The sequence below is a fragment of the Enterocloster sp. genome, from assembly GCF_057861365.1.
Genome location: NZ_DBMACH010000007.1, coordinates 125,624 through 150,806, shown reverse-complemented (window position 1 = coordinate 150,806; position 25,183 = coordinate 125,624). Strand labels below are relative to the sequence as shown.

Below are 25,183 nucleotides of genomic sequence, written 5' to 3'. Positions count from 1 at the left end.
GATAAGTTAAAAAAATAAATATTTTTTACAAATAATATGATACGAACAGGAGAAGAAAAACTATGAAGTATGATTTTACATCTATTATGGACCGTATGGGAAAGGATGCAATTGCTGTAGAGGCACTGGGACAAAATCCAATGGCACCAAAGCCACCAAAAGAAGGATTTGATGTTATTCCGATGTGGGTTGCAGATATGAACTTCCCTACAGTACCTACCATTCCAGAGGCAATTATTGAACGTGCAAAACATCCGGCGTATGGTTATTTTTCAACCCGCAAGGAGTATCTGGATTCTATCATTAAATGGCATGAGACAAGAAATGATGTAACAGGGCTGACACCGGAGTGCATTGGCTATGAAAATGGTGTTCTTGGTGGTGTGATTACTGCATTAAATGTATACTGCTCAAAGGGAGATAACGTTCTTTTACATAAACCTACTTACATTGGTTTTACAAACAGCCTGACCAATAATGGATATCACATTGTCCACAGCGACCTGGTAAAAGATGAAAACGGCGTATGGCGTATGGACTTTGATGATATGGAAAAGAAGATCGTAGAGAATAAGATCCATGCAGCAATCTTCTGTTCTCCTCATAACCCATGTGGTCGTGTTTGGGAACGTTGGGAGATTGAAAAGGCAATGGAAATCTACAAAAAGCATGACGTAATGGTTATCTCTGATGAAATCTGGTCTGATATTATTACAACCGGACATAAGCATGTTCCAACCCAGAGTGTGTCTGAAGATGCAAAGCAGCGTACAGTGGCTCTTTATGCACCAAGTAAAACTTTTAATCTGGCAGGACTTGTAGGAAGCTATCACATCATTTATAATAAGCATATTCGCGAGCGCGTAGACAAAGAGGCATCTTTATCCCACTACAATAGCATGAATGTACTTTCCATGCATGCCCTTATCGGCGCATATAAGCCGGAAGGCTATGAATGGGTAGAAGAGCTTTGTGAAGTGATCACAAAAAATATTGATTTTGCCTGCAATTATATTAAAGATCATTTTGAAGGAGTTTCAGTTGGAAGACCAGAAGGAACCTATATGCTGTTTGTAGATTGTACAGAGTGGTGTAAAAAGCATGGCAAGACCATTGAAGATGTGGAAAAAGCAGCATGGGATGTAGGTGTTGCATGCCAGGATGGCCGTATGTTCCATGGCCCGTGCCATTTACGTATTAATCTGGCACTTCCTCTTTCAAGAGTACAGGAGGCATTTCATCGTTTAGACAAGTACGTATTTAATGTGGAGTAAGCAAAAGACGAAGGATTGAGCTGGAAACAGAAAGGAGATATGGACTGCTGCAGAATAGGAAAACTGTTTTGCAGCAGTTTCTATGTGTAGTAGATGGACATTTTAAAATTGGTACTTGTATTTTGTGTGATCATAGGTGTTATGTGGATGAAAAAGCCTATGTGGATGGCTGTGATCGCGGCATCTGTTGCAACAATCTTTTTGTATGGCCTTTCGCCAGATGTAGCGGTTCACGGAATCATAAAAGGCGCCACAGCCAGAGCTACCGTTGAAACGCTGGTAGTATTTTATTCCATTACATTTTTGCAGAGAATGATGGAGAAAAGAAAAAATTTAAGCAATGCCCAGGTTGCAATGAACGGCCTGTTTAATAATAACCGGGTAAATGCTTCAATCGTTCCTTTTCTTTTAGGTATGCTTCCGGCTGCCAGCACAGTATTGATCTGCGGCCCTATTGTTCGGGAAAGTGTAAAGGATTCTGACCTTAGCGTGCCGGAACAGGCATGTATCACATCTTATTTCCGCCATATATCAGAAGCTTTTGTGCCTACTTATACCAGCATTTTTATTGCGTTGGGGATTACAGAAGGCCGTGTCAGTGCAGGAACCTTTATTTTAGCTATGCTGCCTATGGTAGCGGCACTTTTTGCTGTAGGCTGGATCTTTTATCTACGCCGGGTGCCTAAGGATACAGGAATGGTGCCGGATCAGCCAAAAGGGTATTACTGGAAGCTTCTGGCACAGAGTATCTGGGCCATTGCACTGACTATTGCATTGATCCTGATCTTTAACCTGCCTGTATGGGGCGCAGTGTGGATCTGTATTTTATTAAATGTATTTGTAAACCATTTTAATGGAAAAGAACTGGTTCCGTTTATCCGTACTGCTTTTGAGACCAGACTACTGCTCAGTACACTGCTGATCATGATCTTCAAGGAGCTGCTTACAGAAACAGGTGTTATCACATCACTGCCGGAGTTTTTCTCTGCGCTGCCGATCCCTACATTCCTTGTATTTGTGCTTCTGTTCCTCTTTGGAACCATTGTAGCGGGAACACAGGCGATCATTGTATTATGTATGCCTATGGCAATGGAAGTGATCACCCCAGGGCATACAGGACTGGCGCTGTTTACACTTTTAATGTGTATCGGTTATGTGGCAATGCAGATTTCTCCTACTCACATATGCCTGGTTCTTTGCTCGGAAGATTACAAAATCTCACTGGGAAGCATGATACGTAAAACGACTCCTATGGTTGCCTTATTTACGCTGATCGCCATTGCTTATTATGGGTTGCTTAGTATGATGGGATTTTAAGATGGAAAAGATTTCATGACACGGAAAACTGATAACATATGACCTGTCAGGGTGTATGCAGAAAGATAGAATTTGACTACAGAAAGTATGTATGCTATATGCCGAGTTTGCCACTTGAAGAAAATCTTCCAGAAATGCAGATATTATCCACTTTCTGGAAGGTTTGCCGTAAAATAATGAAATGTACTTAAAAGGTCTGTATCTGTTTTTTCATTCGTTTCAGTTTTTCATCTGTATATTACTTAGCAAAATGACTAAGCAGATGTTAAAAGGCATTCGTGTCAATTCAAAAGAGGAATTATCGGAACGAATATATCGCTACTTCGATGAGATCAATGCTGACCCGATTGTTTATCATTGGACATATAAAATGGATGAAATTGATCCGGATGAGGCAGCCACTATTTAAACTATCAACAATTTAATATTCGATGTACTAGCATGGCATATTGCACCAGAAACAGACGCTGGCGAACGGTGGCGAGTATTGCGACTATTTTATTATAGGAAATAAAGAATAGATTGAAAAGGGGATATCCGGACGCTTTGAGGGTGCTGGAGATCCTCTTCCTATTTATCACATTGTCGGTTGTAATATTTCAGTCCATTTAAAATATCCGGATTTTGAAAGGCAAGCTGCCGGAGAATGAGTTCATATAAACTGATCGGAATATATTTTTCTTCCTCTGGATCTTTAAAAGTTCTGTTTTGGATAATACGAAGGACCGGGCTGTTATCCGGGATCTGCTTTTTACATCGCTGGATCCAGGAAAGAACAGCCAAATCTCTGGCCTGAGTCAGTTTTCCGTCTTCATCTTCTAACCCATATAAGGTAAAAAAGAGAAACGTATCCGATTCTGCGAGGTAGTAGGGCCGATGCCGCAAAAGGAACAGGGTATATTGTGGTTCCAAATACCAGCGGATAAAATACGCCGCGGCATAATACAGGATACATATACCTAAAAAACTGGTTTTTAACTGCGGATAGTAGCGAAAAAAACCATAGTAAGCCATGAGGCAGGCGATGATATAGGGGATTGTCAGGTGGAAGCGTTTCATCATACGGTTCGCCCTGGCTGCTGCCCGTAGCTCCTGTTTGTTTTTCGAAAGAACACTGTAAAACACTGGGGCATCCGGCAGGGGATGACCGTGATCATTATTTAAAAGCATCATTTATTTCTCCTGAAGTTTGGAAAGCCGGTCAACCAATGATGACAGGGAGGGGTGGAGCGGACTTTCCGGATCTTCATATAGTGACAGGTAAGAATTATTATATTTCCAGACCTGGTCATAGTACGGCAGCGTTATAAGAATCGGAATGTGAAAAAGCTCCTCTATTTCCTGATCCGAGTACATTCGTTGTTCTTTCCTAATTTGAGTTACGATCACATGCATGTGATCGTAACTGACCTGCTTTTGGGTCAGCAGTCGGCGAAAGCGCTGATTGTTTTTAATTGAGCATTCCGTATCATCTGTGATCAGCAGGGCCAGGTCCGACATTTCCATAAGTTTTGCGGAAGCATCCGTGGATGCCATATCGGTATCGATAAGAATCAGGTCAAAATAAGTCTTCAAAGAAGAAATGAGCTGTATGATCCGATTGAGAGGCAGATGGTATGCTCCTTTCACCTGTTTGGCGGATAAAAGATGGATATTCCGACCGGGGACAGGCGTAAGATAGGGTTCCAGATCCTGCCAGTACAGAGGGGAAAGATCCCCCGCATTGTGCTTAAACAGATATTCCATTGTACGTGTTGGAAGTATGCGGAAAAGTGTTTCCTGGGCAGGGCAGGAGAGGGCCATATCAACCAGACAGACGGAAACGTCTTTACTAAATGCAATCGCCAGTTCTTTGGTTAATGTGGAGGTTCCAACTCCCCCTTTGGCCGAAATAAGTGATACAACGGCATGGCTCATATATTTTTCTGAATTCATAAAACTCCCCTTTTGAAATCTTAAGGATATTATATCTCAGGAGAGTGGTTCTGTCTAATAGTAAACCCGCTTCGCTTACCATAAGGCAACTTGTGATAATTTTTTTAAGCGGTATAATGCTTTTGAGATGAAAGTGGTCGGTGCCATTTAGAAGGTGAAATGGAATGAAAATTATATGTAAAAAGGGCTGCAGCTTAAAAAGCGCATTGCAGATAATGTCAGAATATATTGAGAAGAAGGGGCTGGAGTATCCTCTCATAAGCGGGGATTTGGAGATAGAAATCTCTTTGAAAAATCAAAAAGGGGAAGAATACCCGGGCAATAATCAGACGGTGTACTTTGATGAAAAGGAACTCCCTTTTCGGAATTGTGTACCCACTGAAAACGAGCCTATAAACATGCATTCACAATGCATAAAAACACGTTCCGGCTATTTCCCACACATTGAAATATACACTTAGATAACGTATAATACGAAATATATTTTGGGGAGGATTATGACCATGAAAAAGAAATTATGCAGTATTGTTTGTCTTTGCTACTTTGTTTCAATTATGTTATGTGCATGTGGAAGAAAAGAACAGGGGAATCCTATTAGATTGCCAGCCAGAGAGGATATTGTATCGATTGGTGTCTCTGACGGTGACAAATATGCTATGTCACCTAACACAGAAGGTGAAGCTACGGAGTTTATTGATGAATTTTTATCTATGCTAATGGATATGGAAACAACCAGTCAGCAATCAATCAATGATGCACCGGTCAACAAAGATTCTATTACGATCAATATAAATTGTGATGGGGCGGCAGGAACTACTCTTTTTTACTATGTAGATAAAGGAATCGAATATGTAGAACAGCCATATCAAGGAATTTATAAACCAACGCCTGCTTTAGGTAATTGTATAACTGAAATGCTTGCTTCGGCAGATAATAGACCGCTAATGGTAACATTTCAGGCATCGGTAATTGAAACGAATCATGATTCAATAATAGTAAAACCGGTAGATGGTTCTTTGGAACTTGATTCAGCAGATAAGTTTTATATATCAAACGAAGAGAACCTTGAATTGCAAATTGGAGATTTCGTAGAAATTAGCTATAACGGAGAAATAATGGAATCATATCCTGCACAATTAGGAGAGGTTTATAAAATTACCGTGATAGAACAGACAGAAGCAAATGCCATGTGGGATAGAATACCTATGGTAAGAATAGATGGTAAATTATACTACGATACAGGGAGAGAAAGCATCATGGATGCACGTTGTGGCACTATGGATGGAGAAATAACATCAACTGTCGATGGAACTGAAATACCAACAGAAGATAGTCAGTCTAATTTTGGAAGTGGATTTGGTTATCAGTATGGGGCAGACGATACAATAGAAATTTATATGAATGAAAAGTGGTTCGTCTTTGAATACAGAGAAGAATCTGAATGAGAGAATAAACGATAGATAAGTCGAATTAAATTCAAAAGGCTGTCTCAATAAAGGGATAGCCTTTTTTCAATTCTCAGCCTAAATTTTCTCAATATTCAGTAGGCAAAATCCAAGATACAGTTGCTCAAATTGCTCGAAAAATTAAGAAATGTATGAATATACACTAAAATTGGGGAAATGAACAGCGGGAACACTTTTCCGAAAAGGGAGAAAAGGAATTGGAGCTTCTTCAGCGCCATGAGAAAACACCGGATTGTTATAATATCGATGCATTGACGGGCCTGTATAACCGAGGAAAGTATGAACGGGATATCCGTATGTTTCAGGCTACAGGGTATGAACGGCTGACCTGTGTTTATATGGATGTGGTAGGACTTCATGAAGTCCTTGCCCACGAACGCGCCCGAAAAGACAGCTAGGACATCACGCAGGAAATTGAAATCTACTTCAATTTTTTGGAACGCTATATCCCACCATCCTTGCAGCCGGTTCTTTTATCCACGGAGGAACAGGAAGAACTGCGAAAAAAAGAAGAACGCAAGGATAGGCTCTATCAGAACTATTTGAAGCGGAAAGCCAACGGTGCACAGAAGCGGTATGAGGACAAAATTAAGGCGAAGAAAAGGGCGGAAATGGACGCTAAGAAAGCCCTGATCCGGGCTGAGAATATGAAAAAAGGTGTTTTTTCTACGGGCTGGCAGCTATCAAAAGGAGAACCGCGCAAATGCGGAATAGTAGCCAGCGCAGCAGTCTAATCATCACGGAGCAAAGGAGAATGAATATGGGTAAGTTGACTTACATTCGTTGTGGAGATTATGATATACCCAACCTAAAACTTTCTGCGCAGCCGGAAACTTCTATCGGCAAGTACGGCAGGATGAGAAAATCCTACCTAAAGAAACATCGCCCCATTCTCTACAACCAACTGCTGATGAGCGAGAAGCTGTATCCACATCTGTTAGAGATTGACCGGACATCGCAGGAGCGCGTGGACACCATATTGCCTCACATGATGGAGACTGCGAGTGTTACGGAAGAACTGAAAGCCTGTGACCCTATGCGTTGGGTGGGGCTGATGAACACATTAACGGCACAGATTGAGAAAATTTTGATCAGGGAACTGATTTGCAACTAAATGGGAGGTGTGGGAAATGCTGACCTTTGAAAAGGTTTTGAAAGTGTTTCAGGCATATCTGGATGATGATCCTCTGTATGCGGTGGTTCAGACTAGCCACGGTTATACATTGATGGCATGGGAACCCCACCGGAATGATTGGTACAGCGCCGACATACAGAAAACCCCGGATGATTTACGGAACGCTTTGTTGGGTACATACGCTAATTTTCTGGAAGATAAGATTACCGGAAATGACCGTGACCTGACTGTGACAGAAACGGAGAAATCCAGCAGAGGTGTCGGGAATTTTTGGAAAAGTGCCGGGAAACTTGATACAGAAACGCCAGAAGGAGGCCGCGATTATGCGTCCTCCTTCTGCTTCGCAGTCTGTTCCATTTTGAGCGCCCCGTCTATGGCACCTTCAATAATCGGCAGGTATTATTCAGGGCAAAGCTTCAGCTTGTGACTGACCCGTTGCCGCTGTTCGCTTTCTTCCCGCATGATCTCCGGGTTAAAATACCGTTCCACGGGAAGTCCGCAGATCTTAATCAACTGGATCATCACAGGCAAGCTCGGAATCGCACCTTGATCTTTAATGTTGGCAAGATACCGCCATTCAATCCCGACCATTTCCGCCAATGTTTTTCGTGCCAGACGCTTTGCTTTTCGTGCGACATTGACATCTGCACCGAAGGTTTCAAAACCGGGACAATCTTCAACTTTCGCCATATAACATCACCCGGTTACATTGTATAATTCATACTTTTCCCGTTGAATGTTACTATATGCAGGTTAGTTGAAGTTTATAATTCATATATAAAAGACCAGCGCCACTCAAAGTTGCTGGTCTTTCCGCATAATGATTTATTGTTAATTCTCTTTTAATGAAGCAATCCATGCTTGGATTGCTTCCACCAGTACATACTGCTGACGCAAAACAGCCATACCTGTTGCGGGAATACTGGGCTCATTTTCTTTTTTCTGTATATTATGTTCCAGATAGGATTTTAAAGTACTAATATTTTCCTCAATTTCTGCTATGCACGATTTTTGTTTTTCAGGTGGCAAGGAATCCAAATTCACAATAACAGCGTTGAAGTCCAGAAAAATGTTAATAGGTTTTCCAGAAATCTCAAACATGAGCCGTTCAAATTCTGCTTCTCCGGCTTCCGTCAGGGAATAAATCGCTTTTTCTGGCATCTTCCCTTCCTTTACGATTTCGCCTCGGATTAGCCCCTTTTCTTCTAACTGAATGGCTTTTTTATAAATGGATGGAGTGCTGATTTTTACCCATTTGGATATGTTTCTATATTCTACCAACTTTTGAATATCGTAGGCGCTCATTGGCTCCTTTTTCAATATTCCCAACACGATTAAATCTATGGTTGCCATGTGGAATCACACCCTTTCACTATGCTTTCTGCATGAAAGAATACTGTCAAATTTACTATAAATTATAGTATTAGATTTTATACTCTTTGTCAAGATAAAACGCCTGACTTCTCTTGACATATACTATAAATTATAGTACTATGATTTATACGGTAGTATACTATAATTTATACTACTATAAATTATACTTAAAGAAGCGAAAGGAGTATTAACAATGAATGAACGCAACAACAAACTTGAGCTTTTGGGTAGTGCGCCTATCCCAAAAGCGCTGATGGCTCTCGGCATACCGATTATGATTGGGATGTTGATCAATGCACTCTATAATCTGGTGGATGCCTATTTTGTGAGTGGCTTGGGCAAAAGTCAAATGGGTGCTATTTCTGTCGTATTTCCGTTGGGACAAGTCGTGGTTGGTTTAGGTCTTATGTTCGGTAACGGAGCCGCATCTTATCTGTCAAGACTATTGGGACGCGGAGATAAAGATACCGCTGATAAAGTGGCAAGCACCGCATTGTATAGCAGTATTCTGATTGGTGCTATTATCATCCTACTTTCTGCGATTTTCCTTAAACCAATTTTGGTAATGTTGGGCGCGACGGAAACAATTATGCCGTATGCCTTGACATACGCAAGAATTTATGTGCTGTCCTGTGTTTTCAATGTATTTAATGTAACAATGAACAATATTGTAAGTAGCGAGGGTGCAGCAAAAACGACCATGTGTGCCTTGCTATTGGGAGCCGTATTGAACATCGGATTAGACCCTCTTTTCATTTATACTTTGGACATGGGAGTAGAAGGTGCAGCAATCGCCACAGCAATTTCGCAAATGGTATCCACGCTTGTTTATCTTACCTATGTTCTGCGCAAAAAAAGCGTATTTTCGTTCAGCATAAAAGAGTTTTCTCCTACGAGGCAAATGATAACGGAAATTTTGAAAATTGGAGTTCCCACTTTGGTGTTCCAACTGCTAACAAGTCTTTCGATTGCGCTAATTAACCGCGCATCCAGCAATTATGGCGATTCGGTCATTGCAGGCATGGGGGCGGTTACGCGAGTTACTTCTATGGGAACTCTTGTTGTCTTTGGATTTCTGAAAGGGTTCCAGCCTATTGCTGGATTCAGCTATGGGGCAAAGAAGTTTGATCGCCTGCGCGAAGCAATCAAAACCTCAATCATTTGGTCTACAAGTTTCTGCTTAGTCGTAGGCTTGGTGATGGCCGTTTTTTCTACGCAGATTATCTCTCAATTTACTGAGGGAGATAATCAAATGATTTTAGTGGGTCAAAAATCACTGTTTGCAAATGGGATCACATTCATTCTTTTTGGTTTCTACACGGTTTACTCCTCTTTGTTCCTTGCCTTGGGTAAAGGTGCGGCAGGTTTCTTTTTGGGAGCATGTAGACAAGGTGTCTGCTTTGTTCCTGTCATTTTGCTGCTACCTATGGTATGGGGAATGAACGGAATCCTATATGCCCAACCCATCGCAGATGTAATTTCCGTAGTTATCACTGTATTTATGGCGTTACACCTTCATCGGGACTTGTCTATGGCTGAAAAACAGGTTATGTCCAATTCGGATATATAATGTATTTCCCCTTGACTTTTACTATCAATAATAGTACTATTGACAATAGTAAAAGTTGGAGGTGTAGTTATGTCGTCAATCGATTTAGTCATACTTGGTATTGTATTGGAAAAACCGCAAAGCGCCTATGACATTCAAAAGGATGTGGAGTACCACCATTTTTCCCGCTGGACAAAAATAAGCGTACCTTCTATTTATCGCAAGGTTCTCCAGTTGAGCGAAAAGGGTTATCTGCAAAGCGATATTGTCAAGGGCGATAAGTTTGCGGATAAAGCCATTTATTCTATTACCGATCAGGGCAGAGCGTATTTCAAGGAGCTGATGGCCTCTTATGCCGCTGGCCCAGTACCCTTGCTATTCGATTTCAATGTGGTCATTACCAATTTGAACAAGATGGACAAGACCGAAGCGTTGGAGCTGGTTTCGGCTTTGCGCCGGAGCATACAGTCCTCGGCTGAATCCAACGAGGGCCATGCGCGGGAATTTACAGACATTCCTTTGGTTGGGAGAACGATTTTTGAGCAGCAGCAGCTTCTCTATCGCGCCCTTTTGGAATGGCTGGATCACTTTGAAGGGCAGTTCTTAAAAGAATGAGCACAGCCCCCCAAAGCAGTTTGACCATCCTGTTTGAAGTTCCATTTTGGATCGGCCTATATGAAAGAACTGATAACGGTAAGTACGAGGTATGTAAAATCACTTTTGGTTCAGAGCCCAAAGACTATGAGGTCTATGAGTTTCTGCTGAAGAATTGGCATAAATTGAAATTCAGTCCACCGATCCAGACCGAAGTAGCCATAGAGCGAAAAATCAATCCCAAACGAATGCAGCGCGAAATTCAAAGTCAACTGCAAGATAAAGGCATTGGCACAAAGGCACAGAAGGCGTTGAAACTCCAGCATGAGCAATGTAAGCTGGAACGGAAAACCAAGAGCCGTGAGCAGAAAGAGGCGGAGAAAGACCGTCAGTTTGCCATACGGCAGGAAAAGAAGAAAACTAAGCACAGAGGAAGATAACATGAAGATAGAATGGATTTTATGCCCCTTTTGCGGCAGCAAAACGCGATTGAAAATCCGCGATGATACAGTACTGGAAAACTTTCCATTATATTGTCCTAAATGCAAACATGAAATCCTGATTACAGTAAGAAAACTAAATTTATCCATCGTCCAAGAGCCAGACGCACAGACGCAGAGCCGATAATACACAAGGTAAGTTTACTTGTGGTTATCGGTTCTTTTTTATCTTAATATACAACGAGAACCTGCCCCGCCCAACGGGGTAAGAAAAAACCGTGGCAGGGCAGGTTGATTTTGTGCGCTTACTCTACATACTCTGGCGGCGGCTTTGATTTTCAGAGCCACCGTTTCTTTTCGTCTCCCCTAAACCAACGACGACCTAACACCGTGTAAATCCACGGCGGCATATAGGAGGATTGCCGCCGGGTCTATTTTTGCCTTTTTTCACAGTACTCATGATCTGCACAAGCTAAAAAAAGCCTGTTCCCAGCAGCGGAGCAATGCGGTCAGAAGTATGCATTATACCATGTAGCTAAACAGCAAAATATATTCCCTGACGCTCGTATGGCATTATACCGTCCGGGCGCTTTTTTGTCTCTATGGAGCCGTAACATCGGGTCAGCATGGCCCGAACTTTATCCCCGGTGCCGTTTCCCGCCACCCCATTCAGATTTACCCAAAAAATCTGAATGGAGGAAAGGCAGATGGAAGTTACCATCAATTATAACGGACAAGCTGTGACCGTGGGGGTCACGTTGGAAGTCTATGAATTTCTTGACCGGGTCGATCACAAAACGGAGAACCTGTTCCATGAACAGCGACGGCATTGGGATGGCCGGGAGTTTGACGAGTACATCATTATCACCGAGGGTGTAGGGGCCTACGGCGAAACGCCGGAGGAATACCTTTGCCGCGTGGAAACGCTACATGAGCTGATGGCTGTTCTGGACACCTGTACCGAAGCCTAGCGCTGCTGGTTCCTGCTCTATGCGCTTGACGGACTGAGCCTTGCGGAGATCGGTATGCTATGTGGCTGCTCCAAAGTGGTTGTGTATCACCCATGTGCGTGCCTATGTGAAGGACAACTTTGTAGACAAAGGAATGTGTGCTGACTTTGCTATCCATGACAAGGGAACCGGCAACCCTCATGTCCATATCATGCTGACGCTCCGGCCTCTAAAAGAAAATGGACAGTGGGGCGCAAAGTGCCGCAAGGCATACGATCTGGACGAGAATGGACAGCGTATCCCGGATGGGAAAGGCGGTTGGAAAAATCACAGAGAGGATACGACCGACTGGAACGATAAAGGAAATGTGGAGATTTGGCGGGCAGCGTGGGCGGCCTACACCAATCGGGCGTTGGAATCTGCCGGCAGACCGGAGCGCATTGACCATCGCAGCTACAAGCGGCAGGGCATTGATAAGATTCCCTCTGTCCATCTGGGGCCAGCTGCCAGCCAAATGGAAAAGCGCGGAATCCGTACCGACAAGGGGGAGGTAAATCGGCAGATTGCCGCTGACAACAAGCTGCTGAAAGAAATCAAAGCCCGCATTACCCGTCTTTATCGCTGGTCGAAAGCCGAAACGGAAAAACCACAAACGCAGCAAAGCAGCTTGACCGTCTTGTGGGAGACCCAGCAGCAGTTGAACGCTTCCCGCACCCGTACCGGCAAAATCCGGGCCTTGCAGGAAAGCGCTGTACTGTTCAGCTTTTTGCAGGCAAACGGCATCCAGTCTATGCAGCAGCTCCATGAAAAAATCGCTGATATGAACAGCCCTTACTATGATCTGCTCGGAAAGATCGTCAAGGCTGAGCGCCGGATTGCCACCCTTACCGAACGCAGGGAGATGTGGGAACAGTACAACCAGTATAAGGCCATCCACAAACAGCTTGCCAAAGTAAAGCCGGAAAAGCGGGAACAGTTTGAGCAGCGCCACAGCCGGGAACTGATCCTCTATGACGCAGCGCCCCGGTATCTGAAAGAACTGAAAGACAACGGCGAGGCAATCACTCCGAAGGCATGGCAGCGGGAAATAGATTAGCTGGCCGCTGGAAAGCAGACGGACACGCTTGCCATGAAATCCATGCTGGAGGATTTGAAAGCAGTGGAACGGCTCCGCAAAATCGCCGGGCAGCTGTCCCGACAGGAACGGGACAAGTCTCACGACCGGGAGCCGGAGCGGTAAGGGCTACCGCGTTTTGGCGTACCCCTGTCAAGTGCGTCGCGTTTCACGACACTCTTTTGCATACAGAAAAACCGCCGTACAGGTTTCCCCATACGGCGGCAGACTGTTTATTTGCCGAACAAGTCGCTGTGTGTGCCGGTGCGGGCCAGCGTCAGCACCAGAACATCATCCTCTATGCGGTAGACAAGCAGCCAGTCCGGGAGAATGTGACATTCCCGATGGCCTGCCCAATCGCCGCACAGGTCATGGTCACGGTTCTTATCCGGCAGTGGTTCGCCCATCGCCAGCAATGCTACGACCTGATTCAGCAGCTCGATCTTCAAGCCACGCTTGATGGCTCGTTTGTAGTCTTTTTTGAAACTGGTCGTGTACTTGACGGTATATTTGGTTTCTTTCATCGTTTCAGGTCAGCAAATAACTCGTCAAGGTCATTGTAGCCCTTTACAGATGGGTCTTTTGCAATCCTTTCCGCTTCCAGCATGGCAGCAACCGTTTCTTTGTTCGGCTGTTCCAGCCTTACTTCAAAGGGAATGCCACCTTCACGAAGCGACTGGCGCACAAAGATGTTAAACGCCGTAGTCAGGTTCATGCCAAGTTCCGTAAACAGTGCGTCCGCCTGTGCTTTCAAATCTGCGTCCATGCGGATACTGATGTTTGTGGTATTTCCAGCCATACGATCAACCCCTTTCTGCTGGCAATTATAGTATATGCCATTTGCACGAAGAAAACAATACTTTGCACGAATATTTAACAATAAATTCATTCAAGGAGGTTATCGGCTTTATGAAAGAACTCATTTATGAAGAACAACAAGACTGAACCTATCCCCGTCATGGATTACCGCCAGTACCGCAGAGTGCGGAGGCTGGTGCATGAGTGCTGTAACTACATCGACGGAAACTGTATCGCCCTGGACGATGGGAAGGAATGTGTCTGTGTCCAGTCCATTTCCTATTCCCTGTTGTGCAGGTGGTTTCGGACGGCGATATTGCCGCAGGATAAGGAACTGGAAACGGCGCTGTTCCATCGGATGAATGCAAAGAAATGCGCCGTATGCGAGGCGCTGTTTACCCCCGGTTCTAACAGGGCCAAATACTGCCCGGAATGTGCCGCACGCATGAAGCGGATCAACGCCGCAAAGTGCAAGCGGAAACAACGGGAGAAATGTCACGCTTTAGGGGCTGAAAAACCCTTGTAAATCAAGGCTTTTTTCGAGGGTGTCAAAGGCAGTCTGATAGATTTATCCTCTGACCTCTAAAATAGCCTTAAAATGTGTACAGAATTCCAAGAGAACCCCAAAGGAGGAACACTATGTCAGACAATCGAAAATATTATTACCTGAAACTCAAAGAAAACTATTTTGACGATGATTCCATCGTGCTGCTGGAAAGTATGCAGGATGGTGTGTTGTATTCCAACATTCTGCTCAAGCTGTATCTGAAATCGCTGAAACATGGCGGATGGCTCCAGCTTGACGAGGACATCCCCTACACGGCGCAGATGATCGCCACCATTACCCGCCAGCAGATTGGCACTGTGGAGAGGAGAGAGCCTTGCAGATCTTTTTGAAGCTGGGTCTTGTGGAGGTGCTGGACAGCGGCACATTCTACATGAGCAACATCGAACTTTTAATAGGCCAGTCTTCTACCGAGGCTGCGAAGCTCCAAAACAAGGCTCTTTCTGCGCTCCGGACAAGTGGCGGACATTTTCCGACATTCGTCTACCAGAGATAGAGTTAGAGAAAGAGATAGAGAAGGTGCGCCCTAAAACAGGGCACCCTTCCCATACCTATGGCCGTTACCAGAATGTTTTTCTGACGGACGGGGAACTGGCAGACTTACAGGCCAGCTTTCCCACTGTATGGGGCCAGTACATCGAAAAGCTGTCCGAGTACATGGCTTCTACCGGCAAGCGGTATCAGAGCCATGCAGCAACCATCCGGTGTTGGGCCTGTGAGGACGTTAAAAAAACGGTCACACACTCATGCAACCGGGATGACAGCGTAAAGGAGGATGAAACTGTACGATTGAGATTACCGCAGAAATCCGGGCGTTCATCCAGCCATTATCAAGGTCGCTTTTCTTTGGAGGTTTTAAACTCATGCGAAATCACCTCTGAGCATGTTGGAAAGGTATGGATCAGCTCCATAGCGTCCTTCCAGATACTGCTTATCGTAGGCCGCGGTATTTTTGACGCGGTCGTTATCTTCCCCACGGATTTCATGCAACGAATAGATTTCGCTTTCGTGGGAAGCATTCTCCGCGGCAAACCAGATCTCGTCACGGCGGAATATGGTATTTTTTAAAGTATACATATCATGGGATGTGAATAAAAGCTGGGCCCCATATTTGTTGATCTCTTTATTTTTGAACAGGGAAATGACATAGCGCAAAAGCTTCGGATGAAGCTTTGCATCCAGCTCATCAATGATCACCATGCGTCCTTCTCTGAGGGCAAGCAAGATCACCGGAAGGGCCGCGATAAGCTTCTTGGTTCCATCGGATTCCTGGGAGAATGGCAATTCATATTCCTGGGAAGATAACGTGCGCTGCATGAAGAGCTGCTTTGTATCTTCATCATAGCGGTACCCGGTGATATCAATATCCATATCATTTAAAGCGCGGATGAACTGCTCCTTATATGGCGCATCTTTGGCTAACAGAATCTGATGTTCCACTACGGGATTTGCATAGCTGCGGATAATGCAGCTTTCAAACCATGTAATAACCTCGCTGATGACCGGAATGTCATAGTTAATGGCCAGGAAAGAAAGATACGGCATCTTAGGGTTAATGCTGGTGTTCAGGCTTTTTTTATTAATCGTATAGCCAAGGGAAATGCTGTCAGCCTCACGTTCAAAAATCATGGCAGTTTTCTTCCCAGTGACTGCTTTTCTGTAAAGGGATTCCGATATAACCTCATCATTTTTTAAGGCGAGATAGTAGCAGTATTCATTCTTCTCAATCCTGAAAAATATCCGGAATTCGATCGGTTCATTTTTGGAAATCTCATCAAACAGAAAGGGAACTGCATCAATTTTCTGCTGGAGGATGAAACCCTGTCTGTTTTTCCCTAATTCATTCACCGGTTTTACGATCGTAGAGATGACGCAAGCAAGCGCCTGCAACAGGTTTGACTTTCCACCGCCATTTGGGCCATAGACGACATTAACTGGCAGAAGATCAGAGGCAGAAGTCTCAGTGATCAGTGTATTTTTGAATTCAGGAAGTACTGCAGCCTGATAATCTAAAGTAGTTTCATTTTTGTAAGACTTAAAATTTTGAAAAGTAAACTGGCATAACATGATTGGAAGCCTCCTTTCCCCTATAGTATGACCACAAAAAATCAAAACATCAAGTTATATATTCGATACAAGGAAATAAATTTATGAAATGGATTATAAAACGATAATTTTGCGACTTTTTACGACCTTATTCATAAGTCAGATAGCCATTAAAAAATTAATAAAAAATTTTTAGAGCTTTTGAAACTTTTCAGGGTTTCAATACGTCTAATTAGTGTAATTAAAAAATCAAATCTATTTAGTTTGGAGGCTTTATTATGAAAAAAAGAAATCTTATTGCAGTTTTGATGATGACCGCGGCTTTGGCTGCTGGATGCGGTGCCAAGGCTGAGACAACCACAGCAGCGCCTACCCAGGCGGAAACGACCAAGGCAGAAACAACGCAGGCAGAAACCACCCAGAGCGAGACAACTCAGTCTGAATCGCAGAAAACAGAGGAAAAAACGGAATCTGTGACAGGAAAGATTGAGGAGATCAAGGATTTTATGTTCACGATCGAAAGCGATAAGGGTACCTATGCAATGACATTCGATACCGCACCGGAAGGCTTATCAGATGTTAAAGAAGGAGATGAGGTAACGGTAACCTATACGGGAGAGCTCAGCGAAGTGGATGCGTTTACAGGAACCATTATTTCTGTGGAGAAAGCAAATTAATGTGATGAGAAAACGCTAAAATTTATCACTGGATGCCAGGAATATTCATAGGCCCGGCTGGGATATGTATTGAAGCTTTTTTGCAAAGAATTACGGCCAAAAACCCGCTGCTATATGGAAATCATGCAACAGCGGGTTTTTGGCTGTTTTTTATATGGCCGGTAATGTTCTACACTAAAATATATAGGTGTGTATGAATGCTGAGAAAATCATATGTATTTATTTTCGCCATATGCAAGCGGATATTCCCCAATTTCCATTGCTCCCTCGACTTTTTTATTAAATGGGAGAGAGAATTGGCTGCATAAATTCCTTGATTGCTGGCGCAGCAGCGCCGTTTTTCATTTTCCCTTCCATTTATTTTTCTTTTTATCCATTGAGTGCGCCGCCTGATGGCGGCAAACGCCTGACGGCGAGCGAACAAATTAGGGGAGCCTAGTGGAGAAATATTTTTTCGAGAGGTCAGGAAAATAGCGGGAGAGAAGAGAATGGAATTGAGTTTCGGAGTTGCATATGGCGAAAATAGATACATATAATTTGTCTACACTACTCTCTTTCGAATATGAGGCGGTATTATTAAGCAAAAATATGGCAATATCCATCATGATGCCACTTTTCCTTGCTATCTTTACGGTTTTGCATTAGAATGAAGAAGCACTTAAATTCATACTATCTAAAAAAGTAATCGTTCTCGTTTCTGAGTCGGTTACTTTTTTATAAGTAAGCAATGCTATATTGTTGCGTTATTTCATCTTTTACAATCATTACACATACCGCATTGAAAATTTTAAAGAAGTAGAGAAAGCCTGGATTACTAATTCTTCCAGGCTTTCTTTACTTCTTTTATGGAGTCGAAAATATAAGTTGGAGAGTACGTATGAATCATAGTATCTGTTTTTTTCGCTTCACCGGTTAGTACCAGGACTGTCTCTACCCCAGAAGCGTTCCCGCATGCAATGTCAGTGTAAAACCTGTCACCCACTATCACGGTTTCCTCTTTGGAAAACGGATTTTCCCGGAGTGCAATATCCACCATATCGGTAGAAGGTTTTCCGATATAATGTGGTACCTGGCCTGTGGCATTAGTGATCATCTGACATATGGAGCCACAGTCGGGTACATAGCCAAATGGGACCGGGCAGACCAGATCCGGGTTGGTGGCCAGGAAGGTGACAGGGCGGGTCTGCAGGATGCGGCAGGTGTCAGTCAGCTTCTTGTAGGTAAGTTCGCTGTCGTAGGCAACCAGCACAAAGGAAATATCCTGGGTGTCCGGATCCGTGGTGACGCGGATTCCATGTCCTTCAAGCTCTCGAATCAGTGATCGTGTTCCAAGTGTATAGATAGTCTTTCCAGCTGCGTGTTGCCGCAGCCAGCTGGCAGAAGCGGTGGAGGCAGTTACAAAATTCTGAGGATCGGTTGAGACACCCATCTGACGGAATTTTTTGATGTAGTCCGCAATGCTTTTGGTGGAGTTATTGGTAATGAATACAAACTGCCCGCCGCGCTCTTTAATTTCCTGGAAGAATTCCGCCGCTCCGGGCAGCAGGACATCGCCCAAGGCCACGGTTCCGTCAATATCAAATAAGAAGAGTTTCTTTTCGGAAAGCATAAGCTACCTCCGGATCTGCTCCAGAAGCCAGGAAATGTCTTCTTGGATTCCGGATTCATCATCTGCCACATTCGGGCTGTATTCCAGAACCAGATCTGCGTTTGGAGTCAGTCTCTGATAATCAGACAGAAACAGGGGAAAATCCAGGGTCCCGTGGAAAATCCGCTGATGGCTGTCGTGAACACCGTCGTTGTTGTGAAGATGGTAAGCCACGATCTGATCCTTTAACGCTTCCATGGTCTGCTCCAGGTCCCAGCCGTTGGCGTAAGCATGGCCAATGTCGATCAGCACCGGATAATGTTCTTCCCTGCAGAGCTGGATAAACGCATCCTGGTCAAACAGCATGTTGCCGCGGTCCAGGACACCGGCATTCTCCACCACCACCGGGATCTGGTGCGGCTTGAACAGCTCCGCAATTTCCCTGTAGTTTTCTCTGGAAACACGGATCATCTCTTCCCGGCGTTCTTCCGTCACCGGGATGTTATTGTGATGAAAGACCAGATACTGGCTTTGAAGGCGCACACAGTAAGGCAGGGTTTGGCGGATCAGGTCCATGGAGTGCGCATATTCCGGGGTGCCGGGGGCTGCGCTGTGCTCGGTTTCATAGTACGGGCCATGAAAACTAACTGGGATTCCTTCAAACTCCGGCAGGCAATGAAGAAGCTCTTCCTCATAGCAGTCTGCGTCAAACATAGGGAACAGCTCGACGCCAATCTGACCACGGAAGGCATGTAAATGCGGGATGACCCGGGCAAGCTGACCCGGTTTATACACATTGGTACTGACCAAAAGATTCATGATATTTACCTCCTGCTTTCTGGTTTTTATTCTGAGCATCCGGCATGGAAAAATCCAGGGCTGCGTTCAGACGGCGGATTTCTTCTGGATATCCAAGGGACTTCTCGCTCTGGGCATCAAACAGATGCAGTTTGCGGAAATCAATATTGATGAAAATGTTTTCGCCCGGGCGCGGAACCGAGTCGTTGCAGATGGCAATCAGCTCGCTCTTTTCACCCTTTACATCAATATAAACTCCGTAGCGGTTTCCATAGTCCTCCACGTATTTTACGGTTCCGCAGATGGAAGTTTCCGTTGGACGGCTGCTTAAGACTATATGTTCCGGGCGGATGCCAACGCAGTATTTTCCGGATGGACAGGCATCTGCGATCGGACGCCACATCAGAGCCAGTCTGATCATCTGGTCTCCGATGGAGAGATTGCCGTTTTCATACTGGCAGGAGATGATGTTCATGGACGGAGAGCCAATGAATCGGGCACAGAAAATACTTGCCGGCATATTGTATACATGGCTTGGCGTGTCCAGCATTTCCATATTTCCGCGATACATGATGGCAACACGCTGTCCCACGGTCATGGCCTCAATCTGGTCATGAGTGACATAAACCATGGTCGGACGGTACATCTCGTGGATCTTGACCAGTTCTTTTCGCGCACGCAGGCGGAGCTGTGCATCCAGGTTGGAAAGCGGTTCATCCAGAAGAAAGTAGTCAGAGCGTTTTACGACGGCGCGGGCCAGGGCAACACGCTGGCGCTGTCCACCGGAAAGATCCTTCGGCTTGCGGTCCTCCAGACCTTTCAGCTGCAGCATTTCCAGTACTTCCTCCAGGCGGCGGTTAATCTCAGCCGCTTCCATTTTGTGGGCTTTCAGACCGTAGATGATGTTATTTTTTACAGTCATATGCGGGAAAAGGGCGTAGTTCTGGAATACCATGGATACGCCGCGGTCTCCGCAGGCAACATTGTTGACTACCTGGCCTCGCATATGCAGGGAGCCGGAGGTGATATCCTCCAGACCGGCGATCATGCGCAGGGTGGTGGATTTTCCGCAGCCGGACGGGCCCAGCAGAATCAGCCGCTCCCCTTCCCGGATTTCCATATTCAAATCATTGACGATCACATTTTTTCCGTATGCTTTTACGACGTGTTCAAAAACGATATTATTCATAAGTCCTCCTGACAGATTAACCTTTTACGCCGGATGCGGCAAAGGTGTTGATGATATAGCGCTGGAAAATAAGATACAGAGCCAGCGGAATGATCATGGTGATGACGGATACGGCCATGGCAATGGTAAATTCGGTGCCGCCCTCAGCGCTGATGTACATCTGGAGCGCCAGGGAAAGCGTGTAGTTTTCCTTGCTCTTTAAGATGAGCACCGGCCATACATACTCGTTCCAGGAATTGATAAAGAAAATGATCCCGGTCGTGAGAATTGACGGGCGTACCAGCGGCAGGATGATATCTCGCATGATCTTGAGGCTACCGATGCCTTCCATCCGCGCAGCCTCAATGAGGGCCTTCGGGATTCCGCGCATGGCCTGGCGCAGCAGGAAGATACCTAAAACATCCGCAAACTGCGGAAGTGCCACGCCCCAGATGCAATCCCGCAGACCGAGTTTTGAAATCATCAGGTAGTTTGGAATCATGGTCACGGTGAACGGAATAAACATGGTACTCAGCATGATAAAGTAGAAAAACTGTTTTCCTTTGTAATCAAAATAGACAAAGGAATAGGCGGCAAACAGGCTGGTAATGGTTTTGAAGGTGGTAACGGATGCCGCGATCAGAAATGTATTTAAAGTTATCTGGACAAATGGCAGTTTTTCAAATACATGCCGGTAGTTTTCCAGAGTCGGGTGAGACGGAATGATCTCAAAAATAGTATTAAATGCGTCCTGCAGAGTCTTGAAGGAGTTGGACAGAGCGAACACGATGGGAACCAGCATGAGGAAGACGATGGCGCCCAGGATCATGTGCCAGCCAATTTCCGAATGATTGTTAGTTTTCATAGTAGACTCCCTTCTCCACAAATTTAAATTCCAGAAGTAAAAGGACAATGAACAGCAGCATGGTCAGAATGGAAATGGCCGATGAGGTGCCGGTCCGATACAAGGTAAAGGCCTCGTGGTAGGAAGCGTAGATCAGGTTGGAACTGGCGTAGTTCGGTCCGCCCTGGGTAATGACCTTGATGGGGGTGAACACATACTGAAGTCCCTGGACAATGGTGGTGATGAACACGTAAATTCCGGTAGCGGAGCTCATTGGCACAATGATGTCCAGAAAGATTTTCCATATGGGAACCTGATCCAGCCGTGCAGCCTCAATAACTTCCTGGGATACGCCGGAGACACCGGCTAAAATATTGATGAAGTTGTAGCCGAAGGTCTTCCAGGTGGTAATGATGCAGAGCACGGCAATGACCCATCCGTCGGTTTTGGACCAGAAGGGCATCTGGATGCCGAATTTACCGAGAATGATGGCCACCGGTCCGGAAATCGGGTTTAAGATCCAGGTATAGAGGATGGAGCCGACCACCAGGGAGATGACGCTGGGAAGGAAGAACACAGCCTTGTAAAAACTCTTTCCATGCCGGATCACGGCGGAGAGGATAAAGGAGAGAATATAGGGCAGCACAAAGTTCAGGACCAGCAGAACCAGAATGTAAGCAAGGGTATTGCCCAGAATCTTAAAGGTATTCGGATCTCGGAATACGGCAATGTAGTTGTTCAGACCGACAAATTTTTTGACAGGCTTTACCATGTTCCACTCAAAAAAGCTTAAGTAAAAGGTATAAAGGAGTGGGTAAAACATAAAGACTGCGAACACGGCTAGGGACGGGATCAGAAACAGATATCCCAGAATCGTTTGTTTTTTTGTTTCTTTATTCAAGTGATTACCTCCGTAAATTCAGGAAAACCGGTACCTTCCCGTGAGCAAAAGGGAAAGTACCGGTCTGCATCTGGAATGTCAGCTTACTGTGCGTCTAACAGGGCATTGATGGCATCCTGGGTGGAAGTCATACCCTCCTCGGCAGTTACCTGTCCACCGAAGATCTGATCTCTCATATCCAGGAGCATCTGCTCAGCCTGAAGACCTGCATCACCCGGGAAGGATGTCCAGGAAACCACGCCGTCCATCTGCTCAATGGCAGCCTTCATCATCTCATTTTCAGCCAGGAAGGATTTCAGTCCGTTCTCTGCGTCTGCAACGTCCTTTCTTGGCGGTACATAACCGGTTCCGATGGTCCATGCAGCCATGGATTCCACGCTGTACAGGTATTTCTCAAACTCCCATGCGGCTTCCTTCTGCTCATCGGTCTGTGCAGTGATAGCTAAGAAGCATCCGCCTGCCGGAACTTTACGCGGGCTGCTGCCCCATGTCGGGGATTTTACGGTAGCGACATCGAACTGCGCGCTCTTCTGAACGGATGCGCGACGGGCAATGGTGGTGTAGAGCATTGCGCAGTTGCCATCAATAAAGCTCTGGCAGCCTTCATCCCAGGAAACATGGAGAGCGGCTCCGTCCTTGATGAGGTCAGCAACCATCTGCATAGCCTGAATGCCTTCCGGGCTTGCGAAGCTTGCCTGAATCTTGCCATCTGCGGTCTTGGTCAGCATGGAAGTGTTATTGCTCTCGATGAGTCCCTGCTGTGCCCAGAAGTCTGCCGGCTCCTGCATATAGAAACCATATTTTCCGGTCTTTTCCTGAACAGTTCTGGCAAAGGAATCAACCTCTTCCCAGGTCTTCGGTCCCTCTTCGGAAAGTCCTGCTTCCTTCAGCAGATCGCGGTTGATGTAGAGAACCGGGCTGCTTAAAGAATACGGTATTCCGACCTGTACGCCATCACTGTTTACCGCCAGATCCAGGACGTTTGGCAGGAAATTGTCGGTCAGGAAGGTTTTGTCAGAAGCATCATACTGGTCGATGATCTCCTGTGGGGAGGTGTAGGAAAAGTTGTTGGAAAAATAATCCAGGAAAGCCCAGCCGATCTGAACCAGTGCCGGGGTATTGCCGGTAGCGGCTTCAGCCTGCAGGTTCTGCATCAGTCCCTTATACATATCCGGGTTATATTTAGCAACAACTTCAATGTGGTCATTGTTCTCATTAAAGTTTTTTACCAGTTCATCTACGGTCAGTCCGCCCTGGTTCTCTGCATTACAGTGCCAGTACTCGATAACGGTTTTGGAACCATTGCCGGAAGCGGTGCTCTCGGCGGAAGTGGTGGCTTCGGAAGAGGCGGAACCTGCTGTGGTATCTGCGGAAGTAGACTGACTGGATGAACCGCATCCGGTCAGAGAGATCATGGCACCAGCCATGCAAAGTGCTGTGAGACATTTTAGATTTTTTTTCATAATGTTTTTCTCCTCGTGTTAGTCTGGCAATAGGATTGGTTATGTGTTTCACAGTTTCCGATTATAGTGTTGTATGGTCTTGACATCTATCATGAAACAGTAAAAACATTGTAAGTTTTTAAACAAGAAACTAGGAAAAATGCAAATAATTGTTAAGTATGTTAATTCTAAGAAAAATACCAAATTTGCAAGTTTGAAATTTTTGATTTTAGTGGAATGTTAAGATTAGCGAACGGGCAATAGATTATTTCCGCAAAACACCAATATCATCAGCATCGAGTACGATGATAATGAATACGGATTTTCTTCGATGTGAGAGTTCGGAAAAGATTGGATTAAAGATTCGATTCTTATACTGCAGTCAAAATCAAATATTCGGAGAAATCTTCTGATTTTGACTGTTCTGGGGAAATTCTAATAATTTGAGTTCAAATCTTTAGTTTGATATTGTTGCACTTGTGTAATAAACCATTCTGTGATAAGTTGTATCTATCTGCACTTTCTATACTTAGATAAGGGGGATTTTTTCATGTCTCAAGAATACATTACCTTTACAATCGGCCAGAAAAAGAATATTGCCCTGATTGCTCATGACAACGAAAAACAGAAACTGATTGCATGGTGTAAAGAACACAAAGCTGAGCTAGAGAAGCATAATCTTTACGGAACAGGTACAACGGCCCGCATGATCACAGATCAGACTGGACTTACAGTAAAAGGTTATAACAGCGGCCCATTAGGTGGAGACCAACAGATCGGTGCTAAGATTGTGGAGGGTGTCATTGACTTCGTGATTTTCTTTTCGGATCCGCTGACAGCGCAACCTCATGATCCAGATGTAAAAGCCCTGATGAGGATTTCCCAGGTCTACGATATTCCAATGGCCGTCAATAAATCCACTGCGGATTTTATGATTACATCCTGTTATATGAATCTTGATTACAAGCATGAAGTGATCAATTTCAAACAGCATATTGCAGATCGGGCAGAAACACTGTAAGTACCTGCCTGAACCACGCAATGAGACCGGTCCGTCACGCCGGTCTTATATTTTTCTTTATCAGAGATATGCTGTAGCCCGGGTCATACATTTTAGCTGTTTCTGTTGCTTCTGAAGAGCTCATTCAGGAGCCAATTCCAATACTTTTTTCCTTTCAGAATGCCCGTATATGAAAAATTTGAATTAT

At 44.8% G+C, this 25,183-nt stretch carries 27 protein-coding genes and 4 pseudogenes; 18 read left to right on the top strand and 13 right to left on the bottom strand.

What is annotated here, in order from left to right; translation table 11 throughout:
- Positions 1 to 62 precede the first annotated feature (62 nt).
- The 3 genes and pseudogenes from ACZM6M_RS09745 to ACZM6M_RS09735 all read left to right on the top strand — a co-directional run.
- Positions 63 to 1,274, top strand: coding sequence for a MalY/PatB family protein (locus ACZM6M_RS09745; RefSeq protein WP_118585090.1), 1,212 nt, complete (start codon positions 63 to 65; stop codon positions 1,272 to 1,274).
- A gap of 93 nt (positions 1,275 to 1,367) precedes the next feature.
- Positions 1,368 to 2,591: a DUF401 family protein gene (locus ACZM6M_RS09740; RefSeq protein WP_118585092.1), complete on the top strand. Its 1,224-nt coding sequence runs from the start codon at positions 1,368 to 1,370 to the stop codon at positions 2,589 to 2,591.
- A 244-nt stretch (positions 2,592 to 2,835) separates the two neighbouring features.
- Positions 2,836 to 3,000: pseudogene (locus tag ACZM6M_RS09735) on the top strand (IS630 family transposase); the annotation flags it as partial.
- A gap of 161 nt (positions 3,001 to 3,161) precedes the next feature.
- Here ACZM6M_RS09735 and ACZM6M_RS09730 read toward each other — a convergent pair.
- Together ACZM6M_RS09730 and ACZM6M_RS09725 are read right to left on the bottom strand one after the other, a co-directional pair.
- Positions 3,162 to 3,764 carry a hypothetical protein gene (locus tag ACZM6M_RS09730; protein WP_489490275.1) on the bottom strand — a complete coding sequence of 201 codons (603 nt, stop codon included), beginning with the start codon at positions 3,762 to 3,764 and terminating at the stop codon, positions 3,162 to 3,164.
- Positions 3,765 to 4,526 carry a CpaE/TadZ family protein gene (locus ACZM6M_RS09725; RefSeq protein WP_489490274.1) on the bottom strand — a complete coding sequence of 254 codons (762 nt, stop codon included), beginning with the start codon at positions 4,524 to 4,526 and terminating at the stop codon, positions 3,765 to 3,767.
- Between the two features lie 164 nt (positions 4,527 to 4,690).
- Here ACZM6M_RS09725 and ACZM6M_RS09720 point away from each other — a divergent pair, with 164 nt between their 5' ends.
- From ACZM6M_RS09720 to ACZM6M_RS09700, 5 genes and pseudogenes are all read left to right on the top strand, one after another.
- Positions 4,691 to 4,987, top strand: coding sequence for a hypothetical protein (locus ACZM6M_RS09720; protein WP_118585098.1), 297 nt, complete (start codon positions 4,691 to 4,693; stop codon positions 4,985 to 4,987).
- A 42-nt stretch (positions 4,988 to 5,029) separates the two neighbouring features.
- A complete protein-coding gene (locus tag ACZM6M_RS09715; protein ID WP_243036271.1) occupies positions 5,030 to 5,971 on the top strand; it encodes a DUF5301 domain-containing protein in 942 nt (313 codons plus the stop codon).
- A 386-nt stretch (positions 5,972 to 6,357) separates the two neighbouring features.
- Positions 6,358 to 6,726, top strand: a pseudogene (locus tag ACZM6M_RS09710) (DNA recombinase); the annotation flags it as partial.
- 26 nt (positions 6,727 to 6,752) lie between these two features.
- Positions 6,753 to 7,106, top strand: coding sequence for a TnpV protein (locus ACZM6M_RS09705; protein ID WP_118562452.1), 354 nt, complete (start codon positions 6,753 to 6,755; stop codon positions 7,104 to 7,106).
- 16 nt (positions 7,107 to 7,122) lie between these two features.
- Positions 7,123 to 7,554: a hypothetical protein gene (locus ACZM6M_RS09700; RefSeq protein WP_489490271.1), complete on the top strand. Its 432-nt coding sequence runs from the start codon at positions 7,123 to 7,125 to the stop codon at positions 7,552 to 7,554.
- On the opposite strand, the gene ACZM6M_RS09695 is transcribed toward ACZM6M_RS09700, so the two are convergent.
- Together ACZM6M_RS09695 and ACZM6M_RS09690 are read right to left on the bottom strand one after the other, a co-directional pair.
- Positions 7,527 to 7,817, bottom strand: a complete 291-nt coding sequence (locus ACZM6M_RS09695) for an XRE family transcriptional regulator (RefSeq protein ID WP_489490270.1) — start codon at positions 7,815 to 7,817, stop codon at positions 7,527 to 7,529. The two genes, ACZM6M_RS09700 and ACZM6M_RS09695, sit on opposite strands and share 28 nt — an antisense overlap.
- A 141-nt stretch (positions 7,818 to 7,958) precedes the next feature.
- Complete coding sequence (locus tag ACZM6M_RS09690) at positions 7,959 to 8,480, bottom strand: PadR family transcriptional regulator (RefSeq protein WP_176256125.1); 522 nt, start codon at positions 8,478 to 8,480, stop codon at positions 7,959 to 7,961.
- A 214-nt stretch (positions 8,481 to 8,694) separates the two neighbouring features.
- Here ACZM6M_RS09690 and ACZM6M_RS09685 point away from each other — a divergent pair, with 214 nt between their 5' ends.
- From ACZM6M_RS09685 to ACZM6M_RS09660, 6 genes and pseudogenes are all read left to right on the top strand, one after another.
- Positions 8,695 to 10,071: an MATE family efflux transporter gene (locus ACZM6M_RS09685; protein WP_489490268.1), complete on the top strand. Its 1,377-nt coding sequence runs from the start codon at positions 8,695 to 8,697 to the stop codon at positions 10,069 to 10,071.
- Between the two features lie 69 nt (positions 10,072 to 10,140).
- Positions 10,141 to 10,665, top strand: coding sequence for a PadR family transcriptional regulator (locus ACZM6M_RS09680; protein ID WP_489490266.1), 525 nt, complete (start codon positions 10,141 to 10,143; stop codon positions 10,663 to 10,665).
- Positions 10,662 to 11,084 (top strand): YjdF family protein, encoded by a 423-nt coding sequence (locus ACZM6M_RS09675; protein ID WP_489490264.1) that lies wholly within the window; start codon positions 10,662 to 10,664, stop codon positions 11,082 to 11,084. Before ACZM6M_RS09680 ends, ACZM6M_RS09675 begins: the two co-directional genes overlap by 4 nt.
- Before the next feature lies 1 nt (position 11,085).
- Positions 11,086 to 11,271: a cysteine-rich KTR domain-containing protein gene (locus tag ACZM6M_RS09670; protein ID WP_118656229.1), complete on the top strand. Its 186-nt coding sequence runs from the start codon at positions 11,086 to 11,088 to the stop codon at positions 11,269 to 11,271.
- Positions 11,272 to 11,791: 520 nt separating this feature from the next.
- Positions 11,792 to 12,199, top strand: a pseudogene (locus ACZM6M_RS09665) (RNA polymerase sigma factor).
- On the top strand, positions 12,117 to 13,130 hold the full coding sequence (locus ACZM6M_RS09660) for a MobA/MobL family protein (RefSeq protein ID WP_489490262.1): 1,014 nt from the start codon (positions 12,117 to 12,119) through the stop codon (positions 13,128 to 13,130). Before ACZM6M_RS09665 ends, ACZM6M_RS09660 begins: the two are co-directional and overlap by 83 nt.
- A gap of 251 nt (positions 13,131 to 13,381) precedes the next feature.
- On the opposite strand, the gene ACZM6M_RS09655 is transcribed toward ACZM6M_RS09660, so the two are convergent.
- Entirely contained in the window at positions 13,382 to 13,672 is a 291-nt protein-coding gene (locus ACZM6M_RS09655; protein WP_118586877.1) for a type II toxin-antitoxin system YafQ family toxin, read from the bottom strand.
- Positions 13,669 to 13,947, bottom strand: a complete 279-nt coding sequence (locus ACZM6M_RS09650; RefSeq protein ID WP_005924829.1) for a type II toxin-antitoxin system RelB/DinJ family antitoxin — start codon at positions 13,945 to 13,947, stop codon at positions 13,669 to 13,671. The genes ACZM6M_RS09655 and ACZM6M_RS09650 overlap by 4 nt, the downstream gene beginning before the upstream one ends.
- Before the next feature lie 126 nt (positions 13,948 to 14,073).
- Here ACZM6M_RS09650 and ACZM6M_RS09645 point away from each other — a divergent pair, with 126 nt between their 5' ends.
- Positions 14,074 to 14,472 carry a cysteine-rich VLP domain-containing protein gene (locus tag ACZM6M_RS09645; protein ID WP_118719142.1) on the top strand — a complete coding sequence of 133 codons (399 nt, stop codon included), beginning with the start codon at positions 14,074 to 14,076 and terminating at the stop codon, positions 14,470 to 14,472.
- 113 nt (positions 14,473 to 14,585) lie between these two features.
- A pseudogene (locus tag ACZM6M_RS09640) lies at positions 14,586 to 15,297 on the top strand (phage replisome organizer N-terminal domain-containing protein); the annotation flags it as partial.
- Between the two features lie 75 nt (positions 15,298 to 15,372).
- Here ACZM6M_RS09640 and ACZM6M_RS09635 read toward each other — a convergent pair.
- On the bottom strand, positions 15,373 to 16,578 hold the full coding sequence (locus ACZM6M_RS09635; RefSeq protein ID WP_118562450.1) for an AAA family ATPase: 1,206 nt from the start codon (positions 16,576 to 16,578) through the stop codon (positions 15,373 to 15,375).
- Positions 16,579 to 16,835: 257 nt separating this feature from the next.
- Here ACZM6M_RS09635 and ACZM6M_RS09630 point away from each other — a divergent pair, with 257 nt between their 5' ends.
- Positions 16,836 to 17,234, top strand: a complete 399-nt coding sequence (locus ACZM6M_RS09630) for a DUF1344 domain-containing protein (RefSeq protein ID WP_118562449.1) — start codon at positions 16,836 to 16,838, stop codon at positions 17,232 to 17,234.
- Positions 17,235 to 18,048: 814 nt separating this feature from the next.
- Here ACZM6M_RS09630 and ACZM6M_RS09625 read toward each other — a convergent pair.
- From ACZM6M_RS09625 to ACZM6M_RS09600, 6 genes are all read right to left on the bottom strand, one after another.
- Entirely contained in the window at positions 18,049 to 18,843 is a 795-nt protein-coding gene (locus tag ACZM6M_RS09625; RefSeq protein ID WP_118562448.1) for an HAD-IIA family hydrolase, read from the bottom strand.
- A gap of 3 nt (positions 18,844 to 18,846) precedes the next feature.
- Positions 18,847 to 19,641, bottom strand: a complete 795-nt coding sequence (locus tag ACZM6M_RS09620; RefSeq protein WP_177274816.1) for a TIM barrel protein — start codon at positions 19,639 to 19,641, stop codon at positions 18,847 to 18,849.
- Positions 19,610 to 20,809 carry an ABC transporter ATP-binding protein gene (locus ACZM6M_RS09615; protein ID WP_118562447.1) on the bottom strand — a complete coding sequence of 400 codons (1,200 nt, stop codon included), beginning with the start codon at positions 20,807 to 20,809 and terminating at the stop codon, positions 19,610 to 19,612. Before ACZM6M_RS09615 ends, ACZM6M_RS09620 begins: the two co-directional genes overlap by 32 nt.
- A gap of 16 nt (positions 20,810 to 20,825) precedes the next feature.
- Entirely contained in the window at positions 20,826 to 21,653 is an 828-nt protein-coding gene (locus tag ACZM6M_RS09610) for a carbohydrate ABC transporter permease (RefSeq protein WP_118656217.1), read from the bottom strand.
- On the bottom strand, positions 21,643 to 22,533 hold the full coding sequence (locus ACZM6M_RS09605; protein WP_489490259.1) for a carbohydrate ABC transporter permease: 891 nt from the start codon (positions 22,531 to 22,533) through the stop codon (positions 21,643 to 21,645). Before ACZM6M_RS09605 ends, ACZM6M_RS09610 begins: the two co-directional genes overlap by 11 nt.
- A gap of 83 nt (positions 22,534 to 22,616) precedes the next feature.
- Positions 22,617 to 23,996, bottom strand: coding sequence for an ABC transporter substrate-binding protein (locus ACZM6M_RS09600; RefSeq protein WP_054334813.1), 1,380 nt, complete (start codon positions 23,994 to 23,996; stop codon positions 22,617 to 22,619).
- Positions 23,997 to 24,525: 529 nt separating this feature from the next.
- On the opposite strand from ACZM6M_RS09600, the gene ACZM6M_RS09595 reads away from it, so the two are divergent.
- Positions 24,526 to 24,996: a methylglyoxal synthase gene (locus ACZM6M_RS09595; RefSeq protein WP_118586858.1), complete on the top strand. Its 471-nt coding sequence runs from the start codon at positions 24,526 to 24,528 to the stop codon at positions 24,994 to 24,996.
- The last annotated feature ends 187 nt before the right edge of the window (positions 24,997 to 25,183 follow it).